Raw genomic sequence first — 13,219 nt, 5'->3', positions numbered from 1 at the left:
ATATGATTCACATTACGTTCGGAGGTATTGCGTGCCGATCCGTGCACTACCTGAGGCGGGCCTGCGTCGCGTACCGATTCAGGCGCGCAGCCGGGAGCGGTTGGCGCGGGTGCTCGCGGTGGCCGATCGCCTGATCGCCACGGAGGGCGTCGAGGCGCTGACCATGATCAGAGTGGCTGCGGACGCACGGATTTCGGTCGGCTCGCTGTATCAGTACCTGCCGGATCGCGAGGCCGTCATCGAAACCCTCGCCGCGGCCTATATCGAGCAATTGGAAGCCAAGGCGGCCCTGCTGCTCGAACTCGCGCGCGCCGAGCGCTGGGACGATCCGATCGGCGTGCTGGTGGATGCGTTCGCCCAGTTCTACCGCGACGAGCCGGGCTTCCGCGCGCTGTGGTTCGGCAAGGATTTCAACGAGGCCGCCCGGGCTGCCGATCGTGAGCACAAACGTCGGATGGCGGTGGCGCTGCGGGAGGTCATGCTTGCCCAGGGCGCCGTCGCCGATATCGAAGGACTCGATATCGCCTGCCGCGCCGCCCATCTCATGGGCGATGCCGTCCTGCAGGAGGCGTTCCGATCCGATCCCGACGGCGACTCGAATCTGTTGCGCGAGGCCAAGGTCGCACTGCGGGCCTATACGGCGCAGTGGGCATCGCCGACCGAGGCGTAACGCAATTCGGTTGTGCTGCTACATCATTCGACGCAGTGGTCGGTATTTACCGGTCACTGCTTGATGAAGCTGGAGGCGATGCGCCAGAAGGTCGCCGGCTGCAGGGTTTCGATGTCCCAGTCGTCGGCCATCGCGTGCGCGGTGGTGACGATCCGGTCGATGTCGAAATCATGTCGAGTGGCCGCACCGGTTGACTCGACGGCATCGATGACGAAAGCGACTGCGGTTTCTCGCGAGTACGCGGTACTGCGCTGTCCGCTTGCGGTCGACGGTGTGCTCATAGTTGTTATACCGTTCGCTGGCTGGTCGGCCAGGGCGGCTTCGGCGATTCCGAGCCGGCCGCCGTGAAGTGGTTGGTCCATTCGAACGCCCCTGACGTCTGGCGGCAGCAAACCCCTGGCGACATCGGCCCTTGGTTCACCCACGCGGCCTCCCCTGGTTGTCCCCCTTGTACTGCCTTGCGGGACTGAGTTTAGGTCTGTGCGCCTTTCATTTGCAAGCACATCTGCACGATCGATTGTGCCTTCGCAGTTGGGATTTCGCGCCTGCTAATCATCCGCGAACCGGCGCGGATGCGAAGGCTGATTCGGCGCGATCATTTCGCATTGATCACGACATCGGTGCTGTAGTGCACCTGAGTGCCCGGCTCCACATATCGGTCGGCCGCGCAGCGCCATGCCAGGAAATGCTCGGTGAAACGGTGCGCTTCGGCGGCCTCCTCATCGATATAGACCTGGTAGAGGAAAAACCGGTGCGGATCAACCCGGTCGGCGCACACATCGAATCGTAGGCAACCGGGTTCCTCGCGCACCGATGCGGCGGCACTGCGACTGACCACATCGAGGAATTCGCCGCGGGATCCGGGTCGCAGCTTCAGGGAAGTGATACGGCTGAACACGGTTATCTTCTCCAATCTGGCGGCGAAAAATATCAATCGGTAAGTGCGGCACCGCCTTCGGCGACCGACTGGCTACCGATATCCGCGACTGCGCGCGTTACCGAAATGTCGCCTGCGACGAGTTCCAAAGTGGTTCGCGTGGTCTGTGATGCGTGCAGAATTTCGGCGAGGACGGCGGCGACGTCGGCCCGCGCGATGCTGCCGAAGGGCAGCGGCGGCGTGCTCAACAAGACCCGGTCGGTCGCGGCGGTATCGAGCAGTCGGCCCGGGCGCAGGATCGTCCAATCGAGATCGCGGGCGCGTAAATCGTCCTCGGCTTGGGTCTTGGCGTCGATGTAGGCGGCCCAGACCTCATCGGTGCCTGGCGCGGGCGGCTTACCCGCGCCCATCGTGGAGATCTGTACGAACCGCCGGACACCGGCCGCCTCCGCGGCATCGGCCAAGAGCACCGAACCACCCTTGTCCACCGTGTACTTGCGAGCGGCCCCGCTGCCCGCGCCGGCGCCGGCGGCGAAAATCACCGCATCGGAACCCTTTACGACGGTGGCGAGCTCGGCCACCGTGCTGTGCTCGAGATCGAAGACGACCGGTCGTGCGCCGGTGGCCGCGACCTCGCCCGCGTGATCGGCATTGCGGATCAGGCTCTCGACGTCGTCGCCACGCCCGGTCAGTAGTTCGCCGAGCAGTAGCGCGATCTTTCCGTGTCCGCCTGCGATGACGACGCGCATATGGCGAGTCCTTTCATGCCGTGGCGATTGCTTGCACATCGCTCGAAATGGTCAGCGTTCGGGTCCTCCGGGATTACACGATGCCTGGACAGTGGCCTGATAGCCCATGGCAGGCCGCCAGGGTTCCAGATTCCAGCTCTCCTTGTTGGGCTGCACCACGCGGGCCCAGACCCAGTGACAGACGAACTGGTCGCGCATACCGGGCGTATCGGCGTCGGGGGAGTGCGTGAGCACCTCTTGCCACGCCCGTTCCTCGGTATCGGGGAAGGTTTCGTGCCGCCCGGCCTCGGTGGGGTAGACCTTCAGGCGAGCACCGTCGACGCCCTCGGTCCAGGTGGTGTGGTCGATAAGCGGCATATCGGCGTAGGGATCGACGCTCGGCAGCGCGGCAAGGGCAGTGGTGGTTACGGCCGCGGCCGTCGGTGTCGTCGTGGTCGTGGCTACGGCCGACGGTATCTGGTCGGAGCCGCACGCCGCGACGGCCGGGGTCAGCGCGCCACAGCACAGCAGCGCGGCACCCCATCGTGCCCATCCGGTATTCCGCTGGGTCAACGTCGATCCTCCCGCATGGTGTCCACCATCCGAGAGTAGCCATCGTGCGGCGACGCAACAGCCATACCGGGATGTGGCCGCCCAGTGTTTACGGCAGCGACGCCGCAGCCACGGTCGGTGCCACAGCGAGCGGCACAGCATTCTGCGCAGTCCGGGTCGCACCTGGCTGTCGACCGTCACGGTGAGCCCGGCGTCGAGCGCGGCCGAGGTGAACTCTCAGGCCTCGGTTCGGTCGGCGTACTCGAGCACGAGTGCGTCCTCGGCGGTCGGACCGTCGAAGTAGACGGTGACCCCTCGCGTCGGTGGATCCTGGATAGTCATCGGATACACCGAGCTTCGCTCGGGGGATCCGTTCCAGATTGCACAGTGCCGTCCATGCCACCGTCTCCTTCCGACCCGACTTGCCGCGACGATAGGTGTGACGGTAAGTCGCGCACCATGGTGCAAAACATGGTCCGGCCGGCTGAACATGTCACAGACACGACACCTCGCGATCGGAGACAGTCACGAAGGAACCGGACCGCCGACCACGGTTCGAGCGCCCGAGAGTTGTGATTTCTCAAAACATTTCGCTCGCCCTTTGCCTTCGCGATAATGACCGTCGACTATGTTCCCAACGTTGGACCAAACTCTCTCTCCCGGAGGCAATACGTCGATGAGACAGGCCCTGCGTAGACCGATTCGCGCAGTCGGCGCCGTGATTCGAGCGACCGGCAAACAGTCGCTGGCCATGACGATCGGTCTGCTGATGGCACTGACGGCGGCGGCTGGCGTCGCCCACACCAACCCGCTGTATCCCAGCCCTGATCCCGACCCTTTCTACGCCACTCCGCCCGATCTGGCGGATAGGAAACCCGGTGATGTGATCGCGACGCGCGTGATGCCCCCGCTGGCGATCTTCCCGGATACCACCGTCACCGTCGTGCGCTTCCGTTCCACCAGCTCCGAAGGTCAGCCGATCGCGGCGACCACCACGGTGCTCACTCCGAAGGCGCACGCCCCGGACGGCCCCTTGCTCTCCTACCAGCACATCATCAACGGTCTCGGTGCCGAGTGCTCGGTATCGCGGGTGCTCTACACCGGCGATCCGAACCTCATCGTCCGGGAGGCGCCGGGCTGGAATGTGCTGCTCTCGCGCGGCTGGAGCGTCGCGCTGCCGGACCACCTCGGTCCGAATTTCGCCTACGGCGCGGCCAAATTGGGCGGCATGATCACTCTCGACGGCATCCGGGCGGTGCAGCAGGTCGCCGAATTGCAGGTGCAGAAGAGCCCGGTCTCGATGGTCGGGTACTCCGGCGGCGGCATGGCTACCGCATGGGCGGCCGCACTGGCGCCCAAGTACGCGCCGGACGTGGAGATCGCCGGCGCCGCGATGGGCGGTGTGCCGATGAATCTGGTGACCATGCTGGAGACCCTAGGCCTCAACTCGCATCCGGTCTTCGGGCTCGCCCTGGCGGCGGGACTCGGCTTGGAGCGGGAGTATCCCGACCGCTTCCCGCTCAGCGACCAACTCAACGAGCGCGGCCTCGCCGCACGGACGGCGATCGCCAATAGCTGCACCAACGACATCCTGGCCGCGGGCGCGGGGCGTGGGGCACTGGACTTCGCGAAGTCGACCTCGATGATCAACGATGCCACCGCACGCGCGGTGGTCGAGGAGAACAGCCTCGAACTCTACGACGGCGTACCGAAAACGCCGATCTTCGAATGGCATTCGCCGATCGACGGACTCATTCCCGTCGATGCGGTGGTGAATACCGATAAGCGCTGGTGCGCGGCCGGGGCGCGGGTGCAGTCCGAGCAGATCCCGGTACCCGACCATCTCACGGCCGCGGTCCTGGGCATTCCGGCGGCGCTGAATTGGTTGGACGCGCGATTCCGGGGGGAGGCAGCGCCGAGCAACTGTTGAAATCCGACCGAGCCGGATCCGCGTTGCTGGACAAGCGGATTCGGCTCGGATTGTTGCGATTCGGCGACATGACACGCACAACTCGGGCACGGCGGGGTATCCGCGCGAGTTCCCTCGGTTAGCCTGACTTCCTGGCCTCGGCACTCAGGGGCATTTCGGGGGTCGAAGGCACCATAAAACCCGGGCGCCAGGGAACCTGACGTCGCACCCTGGGGCGTGTGCTAAATGAAGTGCCTGCGTGTCATCGTTTTCGTGCTGTTGCTTGTGTTTCCGGTCGCGGTGGGGGAGGCGTCGGCCGAACCGCCGCCCGCTATTCCCGGCCTGCCCGCGTTGCCGATTCCGCCCGATGCCGGTTCGATACTGCCGGATCTGCAGCAGTGGATCGATAGCGTCATCCCGCCGCCACCGATCGCTGTCGGGCCGCATTTCTCCGGTCCGATGCAGGAGGCCACCACCATGTCCCCGGCGCTGGCCGCGCTGCGCCAGGCCTCGGCGCCGAGCGCTGTCGGTGATCCGGCCTTCGACGCGTGGCCGGCGAACCTGGACGATTACGCGCCCGGCGAGCTCGTGGAGGTGCGCGATGTCAGCGCGACTGCCGCACCGCTGGTATTGGTGCCGATTCGGCAGGCGCTGCTGTTGAAATACCGCACCGCCGATTCGCGCGGCGCGGCGTCGTATGCCACTGCGACATTGATTATTCCGGCCACCGCATGGCCCGGTCCGGACAGCCGACCGGTCGTGGTGAACAACCTCCCGATCGATGCGCTCGGCCGGGACTGTACTCCCGGCTACACCTTCTCGCACGGTTGGTCACGCAATACCAGCATCACCGACTTCCTCCCGCCCACAACGCAATTGGCCGCACTGCGCGGATACGCGGTGCTGATTCCGGATCACGAGGGACCGTGGATGGCCTACGCGGAGCCCTATGTCGCCGGACATGCCGTGCTCGATGCCATCCGAGCGGTGCGTGGATTGCGCCCCGACGAATTCGGCGACAGCCGATTCGGAATGACCGGATACTCCGGCGGCGCCATCGCCACCAAGGGAGCGGTGAAGCTGATCGATAGCTACGCCCCGGAATTGGCCGGATCGATCGTCGGTGCCGCGCTCGGCGGTGTACCCGCCGACTACGAAATCCTCGGGCGCAGCATGAACGGCAATCTCGCCTCGGGGGTCTTCCTGGCCGCCACCTTCGGCGTCGGCCGGGAGCGTCCGGAGATCCTGGCCAGCATGAACAACCTGGCGCAGTGGGCGGCGACATCACCGCTGAAAGACCTGTGCGGCAGCGTATTCGGTGCGGTGGGGTTGTTGATGCTGCCGATCGATATCGCCGCCAGGATTCCGGATCCGCTGCACTCCGAGGTCGCCACCGAGATCTACGATGTGACGCGCATGGCGGGCATGAAGTCCGCGACACCGCTGTATATCTACAACGGTGAGCAGGAATTCTGGATTCCGGCCGAGGGCGCGCGCAACCTCTATCGGGAGCAGTGCGGCCTCGGTGTCTCTGCGGTGTATCGCAGCGTCCTCGGTGAACACATCATCGCAGGCGGGCTCGGCTATCCGGACGCGATGATCTGGCTGGATCAGCGCCTGCAGGGGGTGCCGGCACCCGATGAATGTTGAGAGACTTATGGCGGTCAGCTATTGGTGTTGCAACTGGCGCCCGGGCCGCGATCTATGACACGTGACGGTTTTGAGTGGATCTGAACAAGCTAGCGCGATGGTGGGGCGCCACTATCGGATGTCCGACCATTACGAGGTCGGGCGGGAGAAGATCCGCGAATTCGCCCGTGCGGTTCGCGGTGTCCATCCTGCGCACTATTACGAGGAGGCGGCGTGGGAGCTCGGCTACGACGGGCTCGTCGCCCCACCCACCTTCTCCGCGATCATCTGGCTGCTGCTCCAGCGCAAGATGTTCGATTCGGTGCTGACCGGCTACGACATCAGCCAGGTGCTGCATACCGAGCAGAGCATCCGGGTGCACCGGCCGCTCGTCGCCGGTGATCAACTGCGCTGCGACACCTGTGTCGAATCGTTCCGGCAGTTCGGCGACATGGACTTCATGGTCATTCGGAGTCTGCTCTCCAATCAGTACAAGGAACTGCTGCAGACCGCGCACACCACCGTGGTGGCCCACACCGGCGCCGACGTCGCGACCGAGCTGGTCACTGCGGTCGACGGCGTCATCATGAGCGGCGAGGCGCTGAGCCAACGGCAAGACGCCACCCGGCGGCCGGAGCATGCGTTGGACGGCGGTGTCGTCGAATGCTTCGACGAGATGTTGCCCGAGGACGGCGTGGACGAGCCACCGGTGCGGGTGCCGTGCGGCATCGAGTTCGACGAGCTGCAGGTCGGTGCCGAACTGCCCGCCCGTTTCGTGCCGCTTTCACGCGGTGACCTGGTGAATTACGCTGGGGTGTCGGGTGATTCGAATCCGATCCACTTCAGCGAGCATGTCGCGATCGCCGCGGGACTGCCCGGCGTGGTCTCGCACGGCCTGCTGACCATGGGGCTCGGCGCGAGCTACCTCACCGACTGGCTCGGCGATCCAGCCGCGATCAGCGAATACGGTGTGCGGTTTGCCGGATTCGCCCCGGTCTCGGCGACCCGGCAGTGCGAGATCGAATTCCGCGGGCGGGTGAAGGCAATGGATCCGGATCGCCGCGCGGCGACCATCGCGCTCACCGCGATCTGCGACGGCCGCAAGCTGTTCGGCCGGGCAGGCGCGGAGGTGCTGCTGCGCTGAAACCGAAGCCGGGCCGAAGATAGTGGGGAATGTCCTTGCAGATGTCCGAATACTTGTGGAAATAGGGCATTTTGGTTCTAGAGAGTCGTTGCTACTTCATGGCAGACTCATCGAATGCGTGCTTCGGAAGTGCGACATTCATTTTCCGGCAAGAACCCTGCTGCCGACGGTGGACCGACCGTGCTGCGGATGATGCTCGGCAGCCGGATGCGACGGCTGCGCGAGACCTGTGACATCTCCCGCGAGGATGCGGGCGAGGCGATCCGCGGTTCCCATTCCAAGATCAGTCGACTCGAGTTGGGGCGCACCGGTTTCCGGGAACGCGATCTCCTCGATCTGCTTACGCTCTACGGGGTCACCGACCCGGATGAGCGTGAGGAGTTCAGGGAGCTCGCGCGCCAGGCCAACGCCTCGGGCTGGTGGCATCGCGACAGCGATTGGTTGCCGAAGTGGTTCGACACCTATCTCGGACTCGAGCAGGCCGCCAAGCTGATCCGCGGCTATGAGCCGAGGGCGGTGCCAGAACTGCTGCAGACCGCGGACTATGCGCGGGCACTGTTGGCCATGGCGCATCCGGCCGAATCGGCGGAGGGGATCGCACGGCGGGTCGCGCTGCGGTTGCGCCGTCAAGAGATCTTGCGTCGCCCGCATCCGCCGCAGCTGTGGCTGATCGTCGAGGAGGCCGCGCTGCGCCGACCGATCGGCGGGTCGACGGTATGGCGGGCCCAGCTCGAGTATTTGCTGCGCATTGTCGAGGAGCCGCACATCACGGTGCAGGTGCTGCCCGATCATGTCGGCGGTCCGGCGTTGGCCGATGGTGCGTTCACCATGTTGCGCTTCGCCGAAGCCGATCTTCCCGACATCGTCTATCTGCAGCAACTCACCAGTGCGCTGTATCTGGACAAGACCGCCGACCTGGACGCGTATCGCGCGGTCGCCAATCAACTATCGGTGCATGCCGCGCCACCCGAGTACTCCCCGGGGTTGCTGCGCGCCTTGTGCGAACGGCATCCGGAGACGCTCGATCACCCGGCCGCGCCCGGCGATTCGCGGTGATAGGCCGAAAACAATAAGCGGGACAATCGAACTCGGCGTCGTGTGCTGCCGTGCCGGGTTCGTCAAGTGCGTACGGTGTGATGCCGGGTCTCATACGATAGGAATCGCACAGGTCCCGTAGACGAAGGTGTCGACAATGACCGATGATGCTGCCGGGCTGGCACGGAAGCCCTGATACGAATCGCACCGAACTATTGTCCCGATGGGACAATAGGGCGTAGACTGCAAATATGGGTATCGACGACGCGGTCGACCTCGACGGCCGTCGGCTGCGCACGCTCCGCAGTCGCGCGGCAATGTCGCGCGCCGCATTCGATCTGCTCAACGAGCGCGGGCTGGGTGCGGTGGCGGTCGAGGACATCGCGGAGCGCGCCGGGGTCACCCGGCGGACCTTCAGTCGTCATTTCTCCTCCATCGAGGATGCCGTACTCGGCGAAATCGACCAGGACGTGCACCTGTTCAACGAGGCGCTGCGCCGCCGGCCCGTTGGCGAGTCGCCGCTGGTCGCCTACCGCAATGCCCTGCACGACTGGCTGGCCACCGAACACACCGGCGCGAAGCCTGCGCGCCTGGCCCGACGCTGGGCGCTGTTCCAACTCTTCGAGGCGGAACCGACACTGGCCGCGGGCTATCAGCGCATCCGACTCGACGGGCAGCGCGAATCCGTGCGGATCATCGCCGCCAGACTCGATGTCGATCCCGCGGCGGACCGGCGTCCGGAGGCGGCCGTCGCGGCCGGGACCGGACTGCTCATCGCCGCACTGCAGGTCTGGGGTGCGGGCTCGGACACCTACGGACTCCCCGATCTCATCGACACATTCTTCGACACCCTTAACGGGCTGACAGCTGAATTCCAGAGCGAGGTGTCATCGTCATGACCGCAGCAACCGGGTCACCCGGCGTTGTCCGCCGCACCTGCCGCCGGGCCGGCCTGGATCGAAATCCGATGCGCCGCCGCGAGGATCGCCTGCAACTGGCGGTCGCCGCGGTGCTCACGTTGTTGTTCCTGATCATCGCCCCGGTGCTGTCGATGGCGGTCGGCGGCCGAATCTACCAGACGGAGGACCGGATCGCGCGGGCCGAAGCGGCGCAGTTACACGAAGTCGACGCGACCGTGCTCGAGGTCGGCAAAGTGCCGCTCTACGCGCCCATCACCCCGGCTCGGGTGCAGTGGCGCGACGCCGACGGTGTCACGCACACCAGCGACTACCAGGCCACCGGAGTGATGAAAGCCGGTGCCACGGTGAAGATTTGGCTCGACGGCTCGGGCAAGGTCACCGAGCCGCCGTCGGACACCCGGGCACTGAGCAAGGCATTGCTGATCACCACCGGCATGGTCTTCGGGATCGCGGTCTGTTTCGGCTGCGGCTACGCACTGCTGCGCCGCGCGCTCGATCGGCGCAGGGCCCGGCTGTGGGAGACCGAATGGGCCGAGGTGGAACGCACTTGGGGCAACCACGGGACGCGTCCGGATCAGGCCTAGTTTCAAGTGCGGCGCGCCCACTCGGAGTGGGTAGGGACACTCTCGGTGGGCGCGCCGCGTACCCGGTCGTCGTGCGGCGAATACGGGTCAAGCACGGATGACGTCAGGGCACAGCGGTATCGGGCCGCGTGGCGAGCGAACGAACATCGGATAGCACACGACCGATACCCGTTTGTGCTGTGACACAACACAAACGGGCCGATGACTAGACCGGGAAGAGGCTGTGCTTGCGCGGGTTGTGCTTCCTGACCGCGCCCTTCTCGCGCAGCAGGCGCAGCGCCTTGCGGATCTCCAGCCGGGTCTGCGACGGTTCGACGACGGCATCGATGTAGCCGCGTTCGGCCGCGGTCCACGGAGTGGCGACGGTGGCGTTGTAGAAGTCGATCATCTGCTGGCGCACGGTGGCGCGCTGGTCGGGCGGGGTCGCCTCCAGCTGCCTGCGGCCGATGATGCCGATCATGCTCTCGGCGCCCATGACCGCGATCTGTGCCGTCGGCCAGGCCAGGGCAAGGTCCGCGCCCAGCGGTTTGCAGCCCATCACCGCATAGCCGCCGCCGTAGGCCTTGCGCGTCACGATCGAGACGATCGGCACCGTGGCCTCGATGACCGCGCGGAAGAACCGGCCGCCGCGCTTGATGACGCCGTTGCGTTCCTCTTCGAGACCGGGCAACACACCCGGGGTGTCGACGACGAAGATCAGCGGCAGGCCGAAGGCGTCGCACAGCCGGATGAAATATGCCGCCTTATCCGAGCACAGTCCGTCCAGCGCGCCGCCGAGTACCTGCGGCTGATTGGCGACCACGCCCACACTGCGACCGTCGACTCTGGCGAATCCGGTGATCAGGTTCTGGGCGGTACCAGCGCTGATCTCGTGGAAATCGCCGTCGTCGAAGATGCGCAGCAGCACCTCGTGCATGTCGTAACCGGACCGGTCGGAATCCGGAATGATCGAGTTCAGCTCGAGGTCGTGTGCCGTGGTTTCGGGTTCCAATCCCGGATTCACCACCGGAGCCTGTTCGAGGCAGCTCGACGGCAGGTAGCTCAGATAGCTGCGGACCCAGTCGAAGGCGGCCTGCTCGTCGGCGGCGACATGGTGCACCGTGCCATTGGCCTGCAGGGCGGCGGCGCCACCGAGATCGTCGGCGCTGACCACCTCGCCCGTCACGCCCTTGATCACCTCCGGACCGGTGACGAACATATACGACTTCTCGGTCGCGACCAGCACATCCATATTCACCGGGCCGTAGACCGACCCGGCGGCGCATTTGCCGAGCATGACCGCGACCATCGGCACGAAGCCGGACAGATCCTCCTGGCGTCGGCACATCAGCGCGTACCAGGCCAGCGAGGTCACCGCCTCCTGGATGCGGGCGCCGCCGGAATCGTTGATCGACACCACCGGGCAGGCGTTCTCCTGCGCGAACTCCATTGCGGCGGCGACTTTTCGCCCGAACATCTCGCCGACCGAACCGCCGTGCACGGTCTGGTCGTGGGCGATGACGACGACCGGCCGGCCGTCGATGTAGCCGCGTCCGGTCACCACACCGTCGCCGTACATGCCGTCGGTGCTGCCCGGCTGTCGTACCAGCGCGCCCATTTCCACGAAGGAGCCCTGGTCCAACAGCATGCGCACGCGCTCGCGCGCACTCGGTATGCCCTTTTTCTTGCGTTTCGCGATGCCGGTCTCGCCGGCGGGTTCCTCGGCGAGCTCCAGGATGTCCCGGAGTTCCTCGAGCTTTTCTCGCGTGCCGCTCATATGGGGTATGCCATCCTTCGAACTAGTCGCCTGTACTGTCCGGGTCCACCGAACGGTACAAGGCGCTCGATGCTATCGGGTGCAGGACCCGCAGCACAGGGACTCAACTTTAGTCATGTGACGGCTCACCGGTCCGCCGGGTGCCGTCCTCGGTGCCGTCGGTGGATCGTCGCCGGGCGTTACAGCCGTCGGACCGAAGTGTCGCACCCGCGTCAGTGTCCCCGTGGAGCACCGGTGTCGCCGACTATATTCGGTCATCCGAATGACCGGAAATATTGGCCCGAGAATCGCTCCGCTGCTTGTGATTTCGCCCAAGCTGTTCGGTACGGTGTGATGACTTTCCTAATTAATGGACCGGGGTATGCAATTTCGGTACGAATGCCGCTAGCCTTTCGGAGTCATGGTGGGCAGACAGGCTGGTTCGGGCAGCAAGAGCCTGGAATCGAAACTGGTCGAACATTTGACTTTTCAGGCACGGCGCACGCAGTGCGGAGATCTCGGTACTATCACGCGCGCCTGTTTGGCGGAGGCCGCGCAAGTGCTGGAACCGCAGCTGGATCCGGTCCCGGAGCAGCCCGCGGTGATCACCGGATCGGCCGCGCGGTGGGCCCGCGAGGGGGTGGCGCTGGAAACTGTGCTGAACGCCTATCACGACGGTGTGCGGGTCGGACTGGAATTCCTTGCCGATCAGGCGGCGGACGAGGATGCCGATCAGGTGGCGGCGGCGGCGGGATTGATCGTGCGCGTACTGGAAATGGTGACGACGGCGACATCCACGGCCTATCTGGATGAGCACCGCCAGGTCGCCCGGGAACAGCAGACCGCCGCACAGACTCTGGTATCGGCGCTGCTCAGCGGGCACGGTGTAGCGCGGCTGGCCGGTCGCGCCGGCATCAGCGTCGCCGCGTCCTATCAAGTCGTCGCCCTCGCGATTCCCGCACATCCGGACGAGCGAAGACGCGGTCTCGGTGCGCCGTCCGCGGCTCGACGGAAGTTGCGCCGGGTGCAGGCGGCGCTGGCGATGCCGCTCGGTTCCCGGGCACTGTCGCTGCTGTCCGATGAGGGCGGCACGGTCCTGGTGCCGATCGACGAGGTATCCACAATGACATCGCTCGCGCTCACTCCAGACGTGCTCGAGCTGGTCAGCGAGGCTGCCGAGGTACCGGTGACCGCGGTGGTGGCCTCCGGTGAGACCGCTCGGATTCCCGAATTGGCCGGATCGGCACAGGAACGGCTCGCCCGACTTCTCGCCGAAGGCTGGGAGCCGGGGCTCTATCGGCTGGCCGATCTGCCGGGTTGTGACGGTTTCCAGCCAGGTCCTCGAGCTGTCGTCACCTCGCCCAATGATCGTCGAATCACCCGTTCGGCCTGAACAAGCCCGCTTACGGTCGATTCAAGGGGTCAACAGAGGAGCA

Annotated in this window: 13 protein-coding genes; 8 read left to right on the top strand and 5 right to left on the bottom strand. The window is 65.5% G+C overall.

All coding sequences use genetic code 11. The features are described 5' to 3' along the window. Positions 1-31: 31 nt before the first annotated feature. Positions 32-670: a TetR family transcriptional regulator gene (locus ACQPXH_RS17725; protein ID WP_433597635.1), complete on the top strand. Its 639-nt coding sequence runs from the start codon at positions 32-34 to the stop codon at positions 668-670. A gap of 53 nt (positions 671-723) precedes the next feature. On the opposite strand, the gene ACQPXH_RS17720 is transcribed toward ACQPXH_RS17725, so the two are convergent. The 4 genes from ACQPXH_RS17720 to ACQPXH_RS17705 form a co-directional block, all read right to left on the bottom strand. Further along, a complete protein-coding gene (locus tag ACQPXH_RS17720; protein WP_433597634.1) occupies positions 724-951 on the bottom strand; it encodes a hypothetical protein in 228 nt (75 codons plus the stop codon). A 314-nt stretch (positions 952-1,265) separates the two neighbouring features. Next, a complete protein-coding gene (locus tag ACQPXH_RS17715) occupies positions 1,266-1,568 on the bottom strand; it encodes a putative quinol monooxygenase (protein ID WP_040700936.1) in 303 nt (100 codons plus the stop codon). Between the two features lie 32 nt (positions 1,569-1,600). Next, entirely contained in the window at positions 1,601-2,296 is a 696-nt protein-coding gene (locus tag ACQPXH_RS17710) for an SDR family oxidoreductase (protein ID WP_433597633.1), read from the bottom strand. 51 nt (positions 2,297-2,347) lie between these two features. Next, a complete protein-coding gene (locus ACQPXH_RS17705) occupies positions 2,348-2,848 on the bottom strand; it encodes a DUF2599 domain-containing protein (RefSeq protein ID WP_433597632.1) in 501 nt (166 codons plus the stop codon). Between the two features lie 730 nt (positions 2,849-3,578). Here ACQPXH_RS17705 and ACQPXH_RS17700 point away from each other — a divergent pair. The 6 genes from ACQPXH_RS17700 to ACQPXH_RS17675 all read left to right on the top strand — a co-directional run bounded on the left by ACQPXH_RS17700 (position 3,579) and on the right by ACQPXH_RS17675 (position 10,048). Beyond that, positions 3,579-4,757, top strand: a complete 1,179-nt coding sequence (locus tag ACQPXH_RS17700; RefSeq protein ID WP_433603490.1) for a lipase family protein — start codon at positions 3,579-3,581, stop codon at positions 4,755-4,757. 225 nt (positions 4,758-4,982) lie between these two features. Continuing rightward, the gene (locus tag ACQPXH_RS17695) at positions 4,983-6,386 is read left to right on the top strand and encodes a lipase family protein (protein ID WP_433597631.1); all 1,404 of its coding nucleotides are present in this window, start codon (positions 4,983-4,985) and stop codon (positions 6,384-6,386) included. A 97-nt stretch (positions 6,387-6,483) separates the two neighbouring features. After that, positions 6,484-7,509, top strand: a complete 1,026-nt coding sequence (locus ACQPXH_RS17690; RefSeq protein WP_433597630.1) for a fused (3R)-hydroxyacyl-ACP dehydratase subunits HadA/HadB — start codon at positions 6,484-6,486, stop codon at positions 7,507-7,509. 114 nt (positions 7,510-7,623) lie between these two features. Continuing rightward, the gene (locus ACQPXH_RS17685; protein ID WP_433597629.1) at positions 7,624-8,565 is read left to right on the top strand and encodes a helix-turn-helix domain-containing protein; all 942 of its coding nucleotides are present in this window, start codon (positions 7,624-7,626) and stop codon (positions 8,563-8,565) included. 230 nt (positions 8,566-8,795) lie between these two features. Continuing rightward, positions 8,796-9,443 carry a TetR/AcrR family transcriptional regulator gene (locus ACQPXH_RS17680; RefSeq protein WP_433597628.1) on the top strand — a complete coding sequence of 216 codons (648 nt, stop codon included), beginning with the start codon at positions 8,796-8,798 and terminating at the stop codon, positions 9,441-9,443. After that, positions 9,440-10,048: an Rv1733c family protein gene (locus ACQPXH_RS17675; protein ID WP_433597627.1), complete on the top strand. Its 609-nt coding sequence runs from the start codon at positions 9,440-9,442 to the stop codon at positions 10,046-10,048. Before ACQPXH_RS17680 ends, ACQPXH_RS17675 begins: the two co-directional genes overlap by 4 nt. A 205-nt stretch (positions 10,049-10,253) precedes the next feature. On the opposite strand, the gene ACQPXH_RS17670 is transcribed toward ACQPXH_RS17675, so the two are convergent. Next, positions 10,254-11,804, bottom strand: coding sequence for an acyl-CoA carboxylase subunit beta (locus tag ACQPXH_RS17670; RefSeq protein ID WP_433597626.1), 1,551 nt, complete (start codon positions 11,802-11,804; stop codon positions 10,254-10,256). A 538-nt stretch (positions 11,805-12,342) separates the two neighbouring features. On the opposite strand from ACQPXH_RS17670, the gene ACQPXH_RS17665 reads away from it, so the two are divergent. After that, a complete protein-coding gene (locus ACQPXH_RS17665; protein WP_433597625.1) occupies positions 12,343-13,176 on the top strand; it encodes a transcriptional regulator in 834 nt (277 codons plus the stop codon). Positions 13,177-13,219: the final 43 nt, after the last annotated feature.

Source organism: Nocardia sp. CA-135953 (assembly GCF_050955735.1).
GTDB lineage: Bacteria > Actinomycetota > Actinomycetes > Mycobacteriales > Mycobacteriaceae > Nocardia.
This window is presented reverse-complemented; position numbering and strand designations above follow the sequence as displayed.

Excerpts from the sequence above, each read along its gene's own strand:
- ACQPXH_RS17675 (WP_433597627.1), top strand. The coding sequence starts at position 9,440 with ATGACCGCAGCAACCGGGTCACCCGGCGTTGTCCGCCGCACCTGCCGC.
- ACQPXH_RS17720 (WP_433597634.1), bottom strand. The coding sequence starts at position 951 with ATGAGCACACCGTCGACCGCAAGCGGACAGCGCAGTACCGCGTACTCG.
- ACQPXH_RS17700 (WP_433603490.1), top strand. The coding sequence starts at position 3,579 with ATGACGATCGGTCTGCTGATGGCACTGACGGCGGCGGCTGGCGTCGCC.
- ACQPXH_RS17710 (WP_433597633.1), bottom strand. The coding sequence starts at position 2,296 with ATGCGCGTCGTCATCGCAGGCGGACACGGAAAGATCGCGCTACTGCTC.
- ACQPXH_RS17690 (WP_433597630.1), top strand. The coding sequence starts at position 6,484 with ATGGTGGGGCGCCACTATCGGATGTCCGACCATTACGAGGTCGGGCGG.
- ACQPXH_RS17680 (WP_433597628.1), top strand. The coding sequence starts at position 8,796 with ATGGGTATCGACGACGCGGTCGACCTCGACGGCCGTCGGCTGCGCACG.
- ACQPXH_RS17685 (WP_433597629.1), top strand. The coding sequence starts at position 7,624 with ATGCGTGCTTCGGAAGTGCGACATTCATTTTCCGGCAAGAACCCTGCT.
- ACQPXH_RS17695 (WP_433597631.1), top strand. The coding sequence starts at position 4,983 with ATGAAGTGCCTGCGTGTCATCGTTTTCGTGCTGTTGCTTGTGTTTCCG.
- ACQPXH_RS17670 (WP_433597626.1), bottom strand. The coding sequence starts at position 11,804 with ATGAGCGGCACGCGAGAAAAGCTCGAGGAACTCCGGGACATCCTGGAG.